The 13,257-nt window shown below is 73.4% G+C and carries 12 protein-coding genes; 9 read left to right on the top strand and 3 right to left on the bottom strand.

What is annotated here, in order from left to right; all coding sequences use genetic code 11:
• Positions 1-3: 3 nt before the first annotated feature.
• The 7 genes from DZA62_RS00415 (at position 4) to DZA62_RS00385 (ending at position 8,373) form a co-directional block, all read left to right on the top strand.
• Positions 4-867 carry a LysR family transcriptional regulator gene (locus DZA62_RS00415; RefSeq protein ID WP_116946834.1) on the top strand — a complete coding sequence of 288 codons (864 nt, stop codon included), beginning with the start codon at positions 4-6 and terminating at the stop codon, positions 865-867.
• Positions 868-920: 53 nt separating this feature from the next.
• Positions 921-1,166, top strand: a complete 246-nt coding sequence (locus tag DZA62_RS00410; protein WP_116946833.1) for a DUF2630 family protein — start codon at positions 921-923, stop codon at positions 1,164-1,166.
• 12 nt (positions 1,167-1,178) lie between these two features.
• Positions 1,179-2,129 (top strand): hypothetical protein, encoded by a 951-nt coding sequence (locus DZA62_RS00405; protein ID WP_116946832.1) that lies wholly within the window; start codon positions 1,179-1,181, stop codon positions 2,127-2,129.
• 396 nt (positions 2,130-2,525) lie between these two features.
• Entirely contained in the window at positions 2,526-4,415 is a 1,890-nt protein-coding gene (gene nhaA / locus DZA62_RS00400) for a Na+/H+ antiporter NhaA (protein ID WP_116946831.1), read from the top strand.
• A 33-nt stretch (positions 4,416-4,448) separates the two neighbouring features.
• Positions 4,449-5,249, top strand: coding sequence for an alpha/beta hydrolase (locus DZA62_RS00395; protein ID WP_116946830.1), 801 nt, complete (start codon positions 4,449-4,451; stop codon positions 5,247-5,249).
• Between the two features lie 47 nt (positions 5,250-5,296).
• A complete protein-coding gene (locus DZA62_RS00390) occupies positions 5,297-6,958 on the top strand; it encodes an FAD-dependent oxidoreductase (RefSeq protein WP_116946829.1) in 1,662 nt (553 codons plus the stop codon).
• 2 nt (positions 6,959-6,960) lie between these two features.
• On the top strand, positions 6,961-8,373 hold the full coding sequence (locus DZA62_RS00385) for an ATP-binding protein (protein ID WP_116946828.1): 1,413 nt from the start codon (positions 6,961-6,963) through the stop codon (positions 8,371-8,373).
• A gap of 16 nt (positions 8,374-8,389) precedes the next feature.
• On the opposite strand, the gene DZA62_RS00380 is transcribed toward DZA62_RS00385, so the two are convergent.
• Positions 8,390-8,974 carry a dihydrofolate reductase family protein gene (locus tag DZA62_RS00380; protein ID WP_116946827.1) on the bottom strand — a complete coding sequence of 195 codons (585 nt, stop codon included), beginning with the start codon at positions 8,972-8,974 and terminating at the stop codon, positions 8,390-8,392.
• Positions 8,975-9,089: 115 nt separating this feature from the next.
• Here DZA62_RS00380 and DZA62_RS00375 point away from each other — a divergent pair, with 115 nt between their 5' ends.
• Both DZA62_RS00375 and DZA62_RS00370 read left to right on the top strand, forming a co-directional pair.
• The gene (locus DZA62_RS00375; RefSeq protein ID WP_198663274.1) at positions 9,090-10,637 is read left to right on the top strand and encodes an alkaline phosphatase D family protein; all 1,548 of its coding nucleotides are present in this window, start codon (positions 9,090-9,092) and stop codon (positions 10,635-10,637) included.
• Entirely contained in the window at positions 10,634-11,476 is an 843-nt protein-coding gene (locus tag DZA62_RS00370; RefSeq protein ID WP_116946825.1) for a polysaccharide lyase family protein, read from the top strand. The genes DZA62_RS00375 and DZA62_RS00370 overlap by 4 nt, the downstream gene beginning before the upstream one ends.
• Positions 11,477-11,479: 3 nt before the next feature.
• Here DZA62_RS00370 and DZA62_RS00365 read toward each other — a convergent pair whose 3' ends face one another.
• Together DZA62_RS00365 and DZA62_RS00360 are read right to left on the bottom strand one after the other, a co-directional pair.
• Positions 11,480-12,124 (bottom strand): response regulator, encoded by a 645-nt coding sequence (locus DZA62_RS00365; protein WP_116946824.1) that lies wholly within the window; start codon positions 12,122-12,124, stop codon positions 11,480-11,482.
• Positions 12,121-13,227, bottom strand: a complete 1,107-nt coding sequence (locus DZA62_RS00360; RefSeq protein ID WP_198663273.1) for a sensor histidine kinase — start codon at positions 13,225-13,227, stop codon at positions 12,121-12,123. The genes DZA62_RS00365 and DZA62_RS00360 overlap by 4 nt, the downstream gene beginning before the upstream one ends.
• Between the last annotated feature and the right edge of the window lie 30 nt (positions 13,228-13,257).

The raw sequence follows: 13,257 nt of genomic DNA, 5'->3' as shown, positions 1-13,257 counted from the left end.
CCGATGGAACTCCGCCAGCTCGAACACTTCGTCGTCCTCGCCGACGAACTGCACTTCACCCGCGCCGCCGGCCGGCTGCACATCGTCCAGTCGGCGCTGTCGGCGTCCATCCGCGCGCTCGAGTCCGACCTCGGCACGCCGCTGTTCCACCGCAGCACCAAGCAGGTGCAGCTCACCGAGGCCGGCCGCGCGCTGGTGCCCGAGGCGCACCGGACGCTGCGCTCGGCCGCCGTCGCCCGCGAGACCGTCGCCGCGGTACAGGGCCTCACGACCGGGCGGCTGGTGGTGGGGTTCATGCAGGCCTCGTACGGCTACGACCTCCCCGATCTGCTGCGCCGCTTCCACACCGCGCACCCGAGGGTGCAGCTGCGGCTGCGCCAGGCGCCCAGCAGCGACCTGGTCGAGGGCGTCCGCACCGCCCGGCTCGACCTCGCGTTCGTCGCGCTCAGCGGCGGCGCGCCCGCCGGCGTCGAGCTCCGCACGCTCAGCGCCGGGCCGATGCCGCTGGCCTGCCCACCCGGGCACCGGTTCGCGGCCGGCGGCCCGGTGCCGCTGGCCGAGGTGGCCGACGAGCCGTTCGTCGACTTCGGCCCCGGCTGGGGCGCCCGCACAGCGACCGACGAGCTGTTCCGCGCGGCGGGACTGCAGCGGCTCACGGCGTTCGAGGTCAACGACATCCCGTTGTTCACCGACCTCGTCGGGCAGGGGCTCGGCATCGGCTTCGTCCCGCCAGGCGTGGCCGCCGCCCGAGCCCGGCTCGAGTACGTCACCGTCGACCCCGCGCCGAGTTGGCGGGTCTCCGTCGCCCACCCGCCACGCGAGCTGCTGTCCGCGGCGGCTCGCGCGATGCTCGGCTTCATCCGCTGAGGGCCGCCTATGCTCAGCAGGGTCAGTTCCCGGACCGAGCCGTGGGAGCAGCGATGCAGGACGACGACATCAGGACCAGGATCAGCGCGCTGGTCGACGACGAGCACGACCTGCGGCAGCGGCTGCAGGCCGGCGAGATCTCGACCGAGGAGGAGCACGCCCGCCTGCGTCAGGTCGAGGAACAGCTGGACCAGTGCTGGGACCTGCTGCGCCAGCGCCGCGCCCGGGTCGACGCCGGGCAGAACCCCGACGAGGCGGCCACCCGGCCCGTCGACGAGGTGGAGAAGTACCTCCAGTAGGACACTGGACACATGAACCTCGACGACGCGGCGGACGAGCTGTACTCCCTCCCGCCCGAGGAGTTCGTCGACGCCCGCAACGCGCTGGCGAAGCGGCTCAAGGGCGAGGGCGCCGGCGACGTCGCCGCCCGGGTCAAGGCGCTGCGCAAGCCGACGGTGGCGGCCTGGCTCACCAACCAGCTGGTCCGGCAGCACGGCGACGACATCGGCGCGCTCGCGGAGCTCGGCGAGCGCATGCGCAAGGCGATGTCCGCCATGGACGGCGCGGCGCTGCGTGAGCTGACCACCGAGCGGAAGAAGCAGGTCGGCGGCCTGGTCAAGGCGGCCCGGAAGGTGGCCCAGGACGCCGGGCAGAAGGCCGGCGCCGACCTCCTCGAGGCCGTCGCCGCCTCCCTCGACGCCGCCGTCGCCGACCCCCGTGCCGCCGAGGTGCTGCGCACCGCGCAGCTGTCGCACGGGCTCGAGCACGTCGGGTTCGGCACGATCGAGGACGACGGCGAGCCGGCCGAGGTCATCTCGCTGTCCGAGGCCCGGGTCGCCCGTGGCCAGCGGCTGGAGACGACGCGGCGGCCACGCACGACGCCGTCCGCCGAGGCCGCCGAGGCCGCTGAGGGCGCACCCACCGACGCCGCCGAAGCGGCCGAGGAGCCCGTCGGCGAGGGCGGCGACGACCTCGCCCAGGCGGAGCGCGAGCTGTCGCAGGCCGAGAGCGCCGTCGACACCGCCGAGGAACAGGTCGACGACGCCGAGGCCGCGCTGGACGACCAGCGGCAGCGGCTGGAGCGGGCTCAGGAGGCGGTCGAGCGGCTGACCGAGGAGCTGGCCGCCGCCCGCCGCGAGCTGGAGCAGGCTCGCGACGACGTCGGCACCGCCGAGGACGACGTCGAGGCCGCCCGCAAGGCGTCCGAGGCGGCCCGCCGCCGGCGCCGCGAGGCGAAGCAGCAGCTGAGCCGGCTGTCGTGACCCGGCGCCGTACGGTGAGCCGTGCCGCGAGCCGTCCGGTGAGCCCTGCCGCGAGCCTGCCGTCGACCGTGCGGCGAATCGAGCCGAGTGACAGCCCGCCCGGCCCGGGTGGGGCCCACCCTACGGGCGGGCAGCGACACTCGACGCGAACGGAGCCACCCGGACGCCGCGCGGACCAAGCCCGAGTGAACGCCGGTGACCAGGCCGAACAGACGTCGGCGGGCACCGGGCCTGGGCGTTCGGAGCCGGCCTCCCCGGCACAGGCACAGGCACAGGCACAGGCGAGCGATTCCGCCGGTGACACCCCGGTCGGGGTAGGCGCGCGCGCCCGGGCGAGGAACGGGCGGGGCGGCTGTCGTAACACCGCGGGCACTCGGCGCGCCTAGGATCACCGGCATGGCGACCGGGCAGACCCCGCGGTCGCGTCGGCTGGCCTCGCCGATCCGCGAGTTCATCGCGACGCAGAGCTCCGGCGCGGTCGTGTTGCTCGCGGCCACCGTCGTGGCGCTGGTGTGGGCGAACTCGCCGTGGCCCGACAGCTACGAGGAGTTCTGGCACACCGAGCTGGCCATCCGGCTCGGCGACGCGGAGCTGTCGCTGGACATCCGGCACTGGGTGAACGACGGTCTGATGGCGCTGTTCTTCTTCGTCGTCGGGCTGGAGATCCGCCGCGAGTTCGACATGGGCGAGCTGCGCGAGCGCAGCCGGGTCGCGACGCCGGTCCTGGCCACGCTGGGCGGGATGGCCGTCCCGGCGCTGCTGTACCTGGCGGTCAACACCGGCGACTCCGCCGTCCACGGCTGGGCGATCGCGATGGGCACGGACACCGCGTTCGCGCTGGGCGTGCTGGCACTGGCCGGCCGGCGGGCGTCGCCGCGGACCCGGACGTTCGTGCTGACGGCGGTGATCGTCGACGACGTCGTGGCGCTGACCATCATCGCGATCGCGTACTCGGACGACGTCTCGCTCGCGGCGCTCGGCGTCGCCCTCACGTTGTTCGGCGTCGTGCTGCTGCTCAAGCACAGCGGGGTCCGGCACGGCGTCCCGTACTTCATCGTCGGCACCGGCATCTGGCTGGCCACGCTGATCTCCGGCGTGCACGCGACGCTGGCCGGCATCGCGCTCGGCCTGATCGCGTCCGCCTTCCCGCCGTCGCGCGAGGACCTGGAGCGCGTCGGCGCGGTGTGGCGGCTGTTCCGTGAGCAGCCGGTGCCGGAGTACGCCCGGACGGCCAGCCGCACCCTCGCGACCGCGATCTCGCCGAACGAGCGGCTGCAGCACCTGTTCCACCCGTGGGCCAACTACCTGATCGTGCCGCTGTTCGCGCTGGCCAACGCCGGCATGGTGATCAACGGCGACGTGCTGCGCGAGGCGGCCACGTCGCCGATCACGCTGGGCATCGTGCTCGGGCTGGTGGTGGGCAAGCCGGTCGGCATCATCGGCGTGACCTGGCTGGCCAGCCGGTTCGGGTTCCCGCTGACGGTGCCGTGGCCGCAGCTGATCGGCGCGGGGACGATCGGCGGCGTCGGGTTCACCGTCTCCCTGCTGATCGCCGGCATCGCGTTCGAGGGCCACCAGCTCGACGACGCCAAGCTCGGCATCCTCGCCGCGTCCGTCATCGCGACGCTGCTCTCGCTGCTGGTGTTCCGGCTGATCGGCCGGCTGCCGCAGCGGGCCCGGACGGCCGGCCAGGACCGGCTGGCCGCGCCGATCGTCGACCTCGCCGACCCGGTGGACCCGGAGGTCGACCACATCCGCGGCCCGGAGGACGGCCGCGTCACGCTGGTCGAGTACGGCGATTTCGAATGCCCGTACTGCGGCCGGGCCGAGCCGGCGCTGCGGGAACTGACCCACGCCTTCGGCGACGACCTGACGTTCGTCTTCCGGCACCTCCCGCTCACCGACGTGCACGAGCACGCCCAGCTGGCCGCCGAGGCGGCCGAGGCGGCGGGCAAGCAGGGCCGGTTCTGGGAGCTGCACGACCTGCTGCTCACCCACCAGGACGCGCTCGCCTACCCAGACCTGCTGCGTTACGCCGAGGACCTGGGCCTGGACGTCGACCGGTTCGCCCGCGACCTGTCGTCGCGGCACTTCGCCCTGCGTGTCACGCGCGACGTCGAGAGTGCCGAGCAGAGCGGTGTCGCCGGCACCCCCACGTTCTTCCTCAACGGGCAGCGGCACCACGGTCCCTACGACCTGGAGTCGCTGCGCGCCGCGATCACCCGTGAACTCGGCGCGAACACCACCGCTGTGACTCGGTCGCGACGACGCGATCCGGGCCCATGATCGGTTCATCACCGCCTATCCGAGGGGGCAACCGTGACCACTGATCGTCTTCCCGTCGTCTTCGTCCACGGTCTCTGGCTGCATGCGGACTCGTGGAGCCCGTGGGTGGAGCTCTTCCGCGACGCCGGGTACGACGCCCAGGCGCCCGGCTGGCCGGGTGACTCCGCGACCGTCGAGGAGACCCGCGCCCACCCCGAGCGGATCGCCGGCATCGGCATCGACGCCGTCGTCAGCCACTACGCGGAGCTGATCCGCGGGCTGGACACGCCGCCGGTCGTCGTCGGCCACTCGTTCGGCGGGCTGATCGCGCAGCGGCTGCTCGGCGAGAACCTGGCCGCCGCGGCGGTGGCGCTCGACCCGGCGCCGATCAAGGGGGTGATCTACCTGCCGCCGTCGTCGCTGCGGGTCGCCTCGGTCGCGCTGCGCAATCCGGCCAACCGGTCCCGCGCCGTCGCGCTGAGCCGCGACCAGTTCCGGTACGGCTTCGGCAACGCCCTCCCCGAGCGGGAGTCCGACGAGCTGTACGAGCGCTGGGCGATGCCCTCGCCCGGCCGGCCGCTGTTCGAGGCCGCGGTCGCGAACCTCGTCCGGTCGTCGCCGGCCAAGGTCGCCACCGGCAACGCCGGACGCGGCCCGCTGCTGCTGACGCTCGGCGGTCAGGACCACACCGTCGGGCCGGCGGTCGTCCGCACCACGGCGAAGCTGTACCGGCGCTCACCGGCCGTGACCGACCTCAAGGAGTACCCCGACCGCGGCCACAGTCTCGGCATCGACAGCGGCTGGCGGACCATCGCCGACGACGTTCTCGCCTGGCTGAAATCGCGGGGCTTCTGACGCCGTACCCTGGGGACACCGACCGCTCGGCGCATCATGGAGGGCACGTGCCACGACAGGGACCTGTGCTGCTGACCGTCGAGGACGATCCGGCAGTGAGCCGCGCGATCGCCCGCGACCTGCGACGCCGTTACGGCGCCGACCACCGGGTCGTACGGTCCGAGACCGGGCCCGGCGCGCTCGAGGTGCTGCGCGAGCTGACGCTGCGCGGCGAGGCGACCGCGCTGCTGCTGGCCGACTACCGCATGCCCGGCATGAACGGCATCGACTTCCTCGAGCAGGCCATGGACGTCGTGCCGCAGGCCAAGCGGGTCCTGCTGACGGCGTACGCCGACACCCAGGCGGCCATCCGTGCCGTCAACGACATCGACCTCGACCACTACCTGGTCAAGCCGTGGGATCCGCCCGAGGAGCACCTCTACCCCGTCCTCGACGAGTTGCTGGAGGCGTGGGCGCGCGACAGCCGGCCCGGCTTCGAGGGCGTCACGTTGCTCGGGCACCAGTGGGCGTCCGAGACCCAGGACCTCAAGGAGTTCCTGACCAGCAACCAGGTGCCGTACCGCCACCTGCGCGGGCCCGACGGCACCGCGCTGCAGGAGACCGCGAACATCCCCGAGGAGGCGCTGCCGGCGGTCATCATGCCCGACGGCGTCGTGCTGACCTGCCCGCCGCTGCGCGACGTCGCCGAGCGGCTGGGCCTGGCCACCACGGCCGGCAGCCCGCTGTACGACCTCGTGGTCATCGGCAGCGGGCCGGCCGGTCTCGGCGCGGCGGTCTACGGCGCCAGCGAGGGCCTGCGCACGCTGCTGGTCGACCGCGCCGGCGTCGGCGGCCAGGCGGCGCGCAGCAGCCTCATCGAGAACTACCTGGGCTTCCCGCAGGGCGTCTCGGGCGCCGAACTGGCCCAGCGCGCCCGCGACCAAGCCGTCCGCTTCGACGTCGAGATGCTCACCGCGGCCGCCGCGGTCGACGTCGTCGCCCAGGGTGAGGGCCGGGTGGTGCGCTTCGACGACGGCCACGAGGTCACCGCCCACGCCGTCGTCATCGCCACCGGCGTGTGGTGGTCGCAGCTGCCGGCCGAGGGCGCCGACCGATACGCCGGCCGCGGCATCTACTACGGCGCGTCGGCCCACGAGGCGCCGGGTTGCAAGGGCGAGGACGTCTACATCGTCGGCGCGGCGAACTCCGCCGGGCAGGCCGCACTGCACTTCGCCCAGTACGCCAACCGCGTCGTCATGCTGGTCCGCAGCCCCGACCTGCGGCTGCGGATGTCCGAGTACCTGGTCGGGCGCATCGAGGCAGACCCCCGCATCGAGGTGCGCACCTGCACCGAGGTCACCGCCGCCGAGGGCAACGGCCGGCTCGAGCGCATCGTCCTCACCGACACCCGCGACGGCGGCACGCAGACGGTGCCCGCCACGCGGCTGTTCGTCTTCATCGGGGCCGAGCCGCCGACCTCCTGGCTCGGTGCGGAATTCGCCCGCAACGAACGCGGTTTTCTCTTGACGGGACCAGCGCTCCTCGACGCCGACGGGCGGCCGCCGCGCAACTGGCCGCTGGCCCGCACCCCGTATCACCTGGAGTCCAGTGTGCCGGGTGTGTTCGTCGCCGGTGACGTCCGCGCCGAGTCCGTCAAGCGCGTGGCGTCGGCCGTCGGCGAAGGCGCCATGGCGATCACGCTGGTGCACCGCTATCTGGAGGCGACGTGACCATGGGTACGCCCATCGACACCGAGGAGCTGCGCACGCTCTTCCTCTTCGAAGGCATGACCCCCGAGCAGCTGGCCGAGGTGTCCGCGAGCTGCGAGGTCCGCGCCTATCCCGCGGGCAGCACGGTCTACCGCGCCGGTGAGCCGTCCGTCGCCCTGTGGGTTCTGCTCGACGGCACGCTGCGGCTGGTCCGGCACGCCGACGGCGAAGAGGTCGTCGTCAACGAGACCGACTACCGCGGCGCCTACGCCGGCGCCGTCCGCGCCTTCGCCACGTCGGCCGGGGCCGCCGCCTACCCGACGTCGCTGCACGCCGTCACCGACGCCCGGTTCCTGCGCTATCCCGCCGACGACTTCGCCGCGTTCGTGCGCAAGTGGTTCCCCATGGCGGTGCACCTGTTCGACGGGCTGTACCTGGGCATCCGCACCACCGAGGCGACGGTGCGGCAGCGCGAGCACCTCGCCCAGCTGGGCACGTTGTCGGCCAACCTCGCGCACGAGCTGAACAACCCCGCCGCCGCCACCGTCCGGGCCGCCGGGCAGCTGCGCGACCGCGTGGCGCACATGCGGCGGAAGCTCGGCATGATCGCGTCCGGCCCGGTCGACCCCGAGATGATCGCCGGGCTGATGGCCATCCAGGAGCGTGCCGTCGAGATCGCCGCGAAGAAGCGCGACCCACTCAGCCCGCTGCAGGAGAGCGACCTCGAGGACGAGATGGTCGACCACCTCGAGGACCTCGGCTTCGACCACGCCGTCGACGTCGCTCCGGTCTTCGTCGCGGCCGGCCTCGACACCACCTTCTTCGACGACGTCGCCCAGGAGGTGGGCGACGCCCTTCCCGCCGCGCTGGCCTGGCTCGGCTACACGCTCGAGACCGAGGCGCTCATGGACGAGATCGAGGACGCCTCGAACCGCATCTCCACGCTGGTCGCCTCGGTCAAGCAGTACACCCACCTCGACCAGGCCGCCCATCAGGAGGTCGACCTCCACCCCGGCCTCGACAGCACGCTGGTCATGCTGGGCCACAAGCTCGGCGAGATCGAGGTGCACCGCGACTACGACACCACGCTGCCCCCGGTGCCCGCGTTCGCCGCCGAGCTGAACCAGGTGTGGACCAACCTCATCGACAACGCCGTCGACGCGATGAAGGGCCACGGCGCCCTGACGCTGCGCACCCACCGCGACGGCGACCACGCCGTCGTCGACGTCGCCGACACCGGCCACGGAGTGCCCGAGGAGGTCCAGGGGCGGCTGTTCGAGCCGTTCGTGACCACCAAGCCGATGGGCGAGGGCAGCGGCCTCGGGCTCGACAACGCCAAGCGCATCATCGAGAAGCGGCACCGCGGCACGCTGTCCTACACCACCGGCCCCGGCGGGACGACCTTCACCGCCCGTCTCCCCCTGTCACCGGGCTGACGGGCGGCCCGGCCGCTCACCCGTGCAGGGTGGGCCGGTAGATCAGCTCCTGGATGCGGCCGTCGAGCGTCCGGGTCTCGAGCAGCTCGAGGTCGAAGTCCTCGGCGCCACCGAAGACCGGTTCCGCACCGGTCTTCCCGGTGATCACCGGGAAGACGGTCACCTGGACGCGGTCGACGAGGCCGGCCGCCAGCAGGGCCCGGTTCAACGACAGGCTGCCGTGCGAGCGCAGCGGTACCGCGGACTCCTCCTTGAGCCGGGCGACGAGGTCGACGGCGTCGCCGGCGGCGACGGTCGCGTCGGGCCAGTCGAGCGGTCCCCGCAGGCTGCCGGACACGATGGTGGCCGGCAGTTCACGCATGCGGGTGACCCACGGGTCGCGGACCTCGGACCCCTCGGTGCTCTCGGCCAGCATCTGAGCGAAGACGCGATAGGTGGTGGCGCCGAAGACCATCCGCTGCTCGTCGCCGTAAAGAGCGAGGCGGTGTTCGAGCAGCTCGGGGCCCTGCTTGCCCCAGTAGCCGCCCCAGTCGCCGCCGGGGCCGACGGAGCCGAAGCCGTCGAGGCTGGCGAAGACGTCGAAGGTGTAGGTCGCGGTCATGGTGCTCTCCTCAGGTGCGGCCGGGCGGCCACTCACCCCTGCTACGAACACGATGGCCCCGATTCGACACCCGGCGGACAGATTTCTGTCACCTCGGTTCGATTGGGTCGACGGCGTGACCGATCCCCGGCTGAACAGACGTACCTTCCTGCAGCTCAGCGGCGTCAGTTCGGCCGCCCTCGCGTTGGGTGTCGCCGCACCCATCGGCGCGCTGGCGTCCGCCGAGGCCGACGGCGCGCAACTGCCGGACGGCGTGTTCGGCCTGGGTGTCGCCTCGGGCGACCCCGGCACCGGCAGCGTGGTCCTGTGGACCCGGCTGGCGCCCGAGCCGCTGGCGCCCGACGGCCACGGCGGGATGCCGCCGCGCCCGGTGCCGGTGCGCTACGAGGTGGCCACCGACGAGAGCTTCCGCCAGGTCGTCCGGCGGGGCGCCGCAGTCGCCTCGCCGGAACTCGCCCATTCCGTACACCCGCAGGTCGACGGGCTCGACCCGGGGCGGGAGTACTTCTACCGCTTCCACGCCGGGCGTCAGGTCAGCCCGACCGGGCGGACGAAGACGCTCCCGGCCGGCCCCGACGCGACGTTCCGGTTCGCGACCGCCTCCTGCCAGGCGTGGTACCACGGCCACTTCACGGCCTACCGGCACCTGGTCCAGGAGGAGCTGGACGCGGTGGTGTTCCTCGGTGACTACATCTACGAGTACGGCATCACGGCGGCGAACCTCTGGCGTGCGGGCGCCGCCGTCACGCCGGAGCACGGGGTCGAGATCCAGACGCTGGAGCAGTTCCGGCTGCGTTACTCGCTGTTCAAGACCGACCCGCACCTGCAGGCCGCGCACGCCGCCGCGCCGTGGTTCGTCACCTGGGACGACCACGAGGTGCAGAACAACTACGGCGCCGACGGGTCGCGGTACGGCGTCCTGCCCGAGCACTTCGTGCACCTGCGCGCCGTCGGGTACCGGGCGTTCTACGAGAACCTGCCGGTGTCACTGTCGACACTGCCGGAAGGCCCGGACAGCACGGTCTACCGGCGCAGCGGCGACGGCGAGCTGGTCCGCTTCCACGTCCTCGACACCCGGCAGTACCGCGACCCGCTGCCGGTCGACACGGCCGACCAGAACCGGGAGGACCGCAGCATCCTCGGCGCGGAGCAGGAGACCTGGCTGTACGACGGCCTCGCCGGCTCGACGGCCGCGTGGAACGTCATCGCCAACGGCGTGACGGTCGCGGCCATCACGACGAACCGCACCGACCAGTGGGACGGCTACCCGGCGAACCGCCGCCGCCTCCTCGACGCCATGCGGACGACCAGCAACCCGGTCGTGCTCACCGGCGACATCCACAAGCACGTCGCCGCGGAACTGAAGGCCGACTTCACCGACCCCGCCTCGGCGACGGTCGGCGTCGAGCTGATCTGCACCTCCATCGCCTCCGACGGCGACGGCGCACCCACCGACGCCTACACGCCGGACTGGGTGCGGCACCCGTACGTCAGGCTCTACGACGGCCGCCGCGGCTACGTCCACGTCACGCTCACCCGCGACGCCATGACGTCGGAGTTCAAGATCGTGCCCTGGGTCGAAGCGGACGCCGACGCGCCGCTGGCGACCGTCGCCCGGTTCGTCACGCCGGCCGGCGCGCCGGGTCTGGAGCGTCTCGCATGAGCGGCCGCCACGTCCGCACCGTCACCGGCCTGCACGCCGAGGGGCACCTCGGCCGCATCGTGCTGGACTGGACGCCGGTGCCGTGGGACACCGTCGTCGACCACTACGCGGTGTACGCCGCACCCGATGCCGGCGACGTCGAGCCGGGGCCGCGGACGTTGCTCACGAAGACCGTCTACCCGCACGTCGTGCACAGCGGCCTCGGCGGCCGGGCCCGCGGGTTCGCCTACCGTGTCGTCACCGTCGACGCGGCCGGCGCCCGCAGCAAGCCGTCCGCCCCGCTCGCGGCCAGCAGCCAGGTGTCGGTGACGACGACCGGCACGCCGCTCGCGGTGGTCGGCGACTTCGACGGCAAGGGGCTGGAGTTCGCGCTGTCGCCGAACGGCTACAGCCGCTACCCCGCGACGTTCCCGGACGGCGTCGACTTCCGCGTGGGCGCGGACGTGCCGGGCACCGGCTGGAGCTACCTGCACCCGGGCCCGTCGGACGCGTGGGCCGGGCGCAGGACGCACACCTTCCGGCTCCGCTTCGACCTCGCGTCGGTGCCGGCCGGGGCGGTCTGGCTGGCGATCTGGCTGATCGACAGCCACGCGACGATCCCCGGCTCGGTGGCGCTGGACGTCAACGGGACGGCGGTGGACCGGCTGCGGTTCGAGGGAGGCGCGACCCGCGGCTCGCTCGAGGGCGACACCACGGTGCCCGGCACCCGGCTGCGTCCGTCCTACCTGGAGCGTCCGCTGCCGCCCGGGTTGCTCCGGACCGGCGAGAACGTCCTGACGATGGTCAAGGACGAGGGGTCGTGGATCGCCTGGGACGCGATCGGGCTGTTCGCGGTCTGAGCGCTACCGGAGGACGCCCTCGTGCAGCGCCCGCAGGACGGCGTTGGTGCGGTCGCGGGCACCCAGCTTGAGCAGGATCGTCGACACGTGGTTCTTCACCGTGCCCTCGGCGAGGAACAGCGCCCCGGCGATCTCGCGGTTGCTGTAGCCCTCGGCGACCAGCCGAAGCACCTCCAGTTCGCGTTCGGTCAGCGCCTCCATGGGCGGGGCGTCGGCGCCCACCGGCGACGGGCCGGAGCGGATCGCCCGCAGCAGCCGGTCGGTGACGGACGGCGCGATCAGCGTGCCGCCGGCCGCCAGTGCCTCGACCGCGCGGGTCAGCTGCTCCAGCGTGACGTCCTTGAGCAGGTAGCCGCGGGCTCCCGCGCGCAGCGCGTCGAGGACCAGGGTGTCGTCGTCGAAGGTGGTGAGCACCAGGACGGGGACGTCGTCGCCGCGCTCGCCCAGCCGCTCCAGCGTCCAGATGCCGTCGTGGCGGGGCATGCGCAGGTCGAGCAGCACGACGTCGGGCCGGGTGGCCGCGACGACGTCCAGCGCGGCGCCGCCGTCGTCGGCCTCGCCGACCACCTCGATGCCGGCGACGTCGAGCAGCGTGCGGATGCCCTGCCGCACCAGCGTCTGGTCGTCGACCACCACGACGCGGGTCATCGGGCCGGCACCCGGGCGAGGACGCGGAAGCCGTCGCGGCCGTCGTAGTCGACCGCGCCGCCGAGGGCCGCGAACCGCTCGGCCAGCCCGCGCAGGCCGTTGCCGGCGATCGGCGTGGCGGCGCCCCGGCCGTCGTCGACCGCCGTGAGCGTGACCGCCTCGCCGTCGCGGGCGACCTCGACCCAGAGCTCGCGCGCGCCGGCATGCCGCAGCGTGTTCGTGACGATCTCCTGCATGGCCCGCACCAGCGCGGCGGTCTGCTCCTCGTCGACCTGGACCGCGTCGTCCACCTCGACCGCGACGTCCAGGCCGGGCACGTCGCGCCCGACGCTGCGCAGCGCCTCGCGCAGGTCGGTGGCCGGGGCGGTGCGCAGCTCGCCGACGGTGGCCCGGACGTCGCCGAGCAGCTCGCGCGCGACCCGGCCGGCCCGCTCGACGTGCTCGCGCGCGGCCTCGCCCGGCCGGTGCCGCGCGGCCTCCAGCTCCAGCGTCAGCACCGTGAGCTGGTGCCCGATGAGGTCGTGCAGCTCGCGGGAGATGCGCAGCCGCTCGGCCGTTCGGGCGGCGTCGGCGAGCAGCACACTCGCGGTCTGCTGCTCGACGTGCGCCTCGGCCAGGTCACGGCGCAGCTGCTGCTCGCGCCGGATCGCGGCGACGCTGAACACGGAGGCGACCTGGATCAGGGCGTAGAACCCCACCCCGACGAGCAGGCCGGTGGCGTCGTTGCCGCCGCGGGCCAGGGTGATGCCGATGACGACCGTGTTCAGCGCGACCACCACGAGGCTGGCCGGCAGCCGCACCACCTCGGTGCCGACGGCCGCGACGACCACCAGCAGCACCGGCAGCAGGCCGCCGCCCGGCACCGTCACGACGACCACCCAGGACAACACGACGGACACGGCGTAGACGGCGCGCTGGGTGCCGCGCCGCTCCTCCAGCGCGGCGGCCGCCACGATCGCGACGAACCAGGCTGTGTACACCGCGACCCACAGGGCCGCCGGGATGTCCGGGTCGGCGGCGCCGAGCACGACCGGGATGCCGATGCCGGCGCAGACCACGAGCATCGCCAGACCCGACCACTCCTCCGGACCGAGTCGACGCATGTCATCCACCATAGGGGCCGCGCCACCGCG

The organism is Jiangella endophytica (genome assembly GCF_003427025.1).
Classification (GTDB): domain Bacteria; phylum Actinomycetota; class Actinomycetes; order Jiangellales; family Jiangellaceae; genus Jiangella; species Jiangella endophytica.
This window is presented reverse-complemented; position numbering and strand designations above follow the sequence as displayed.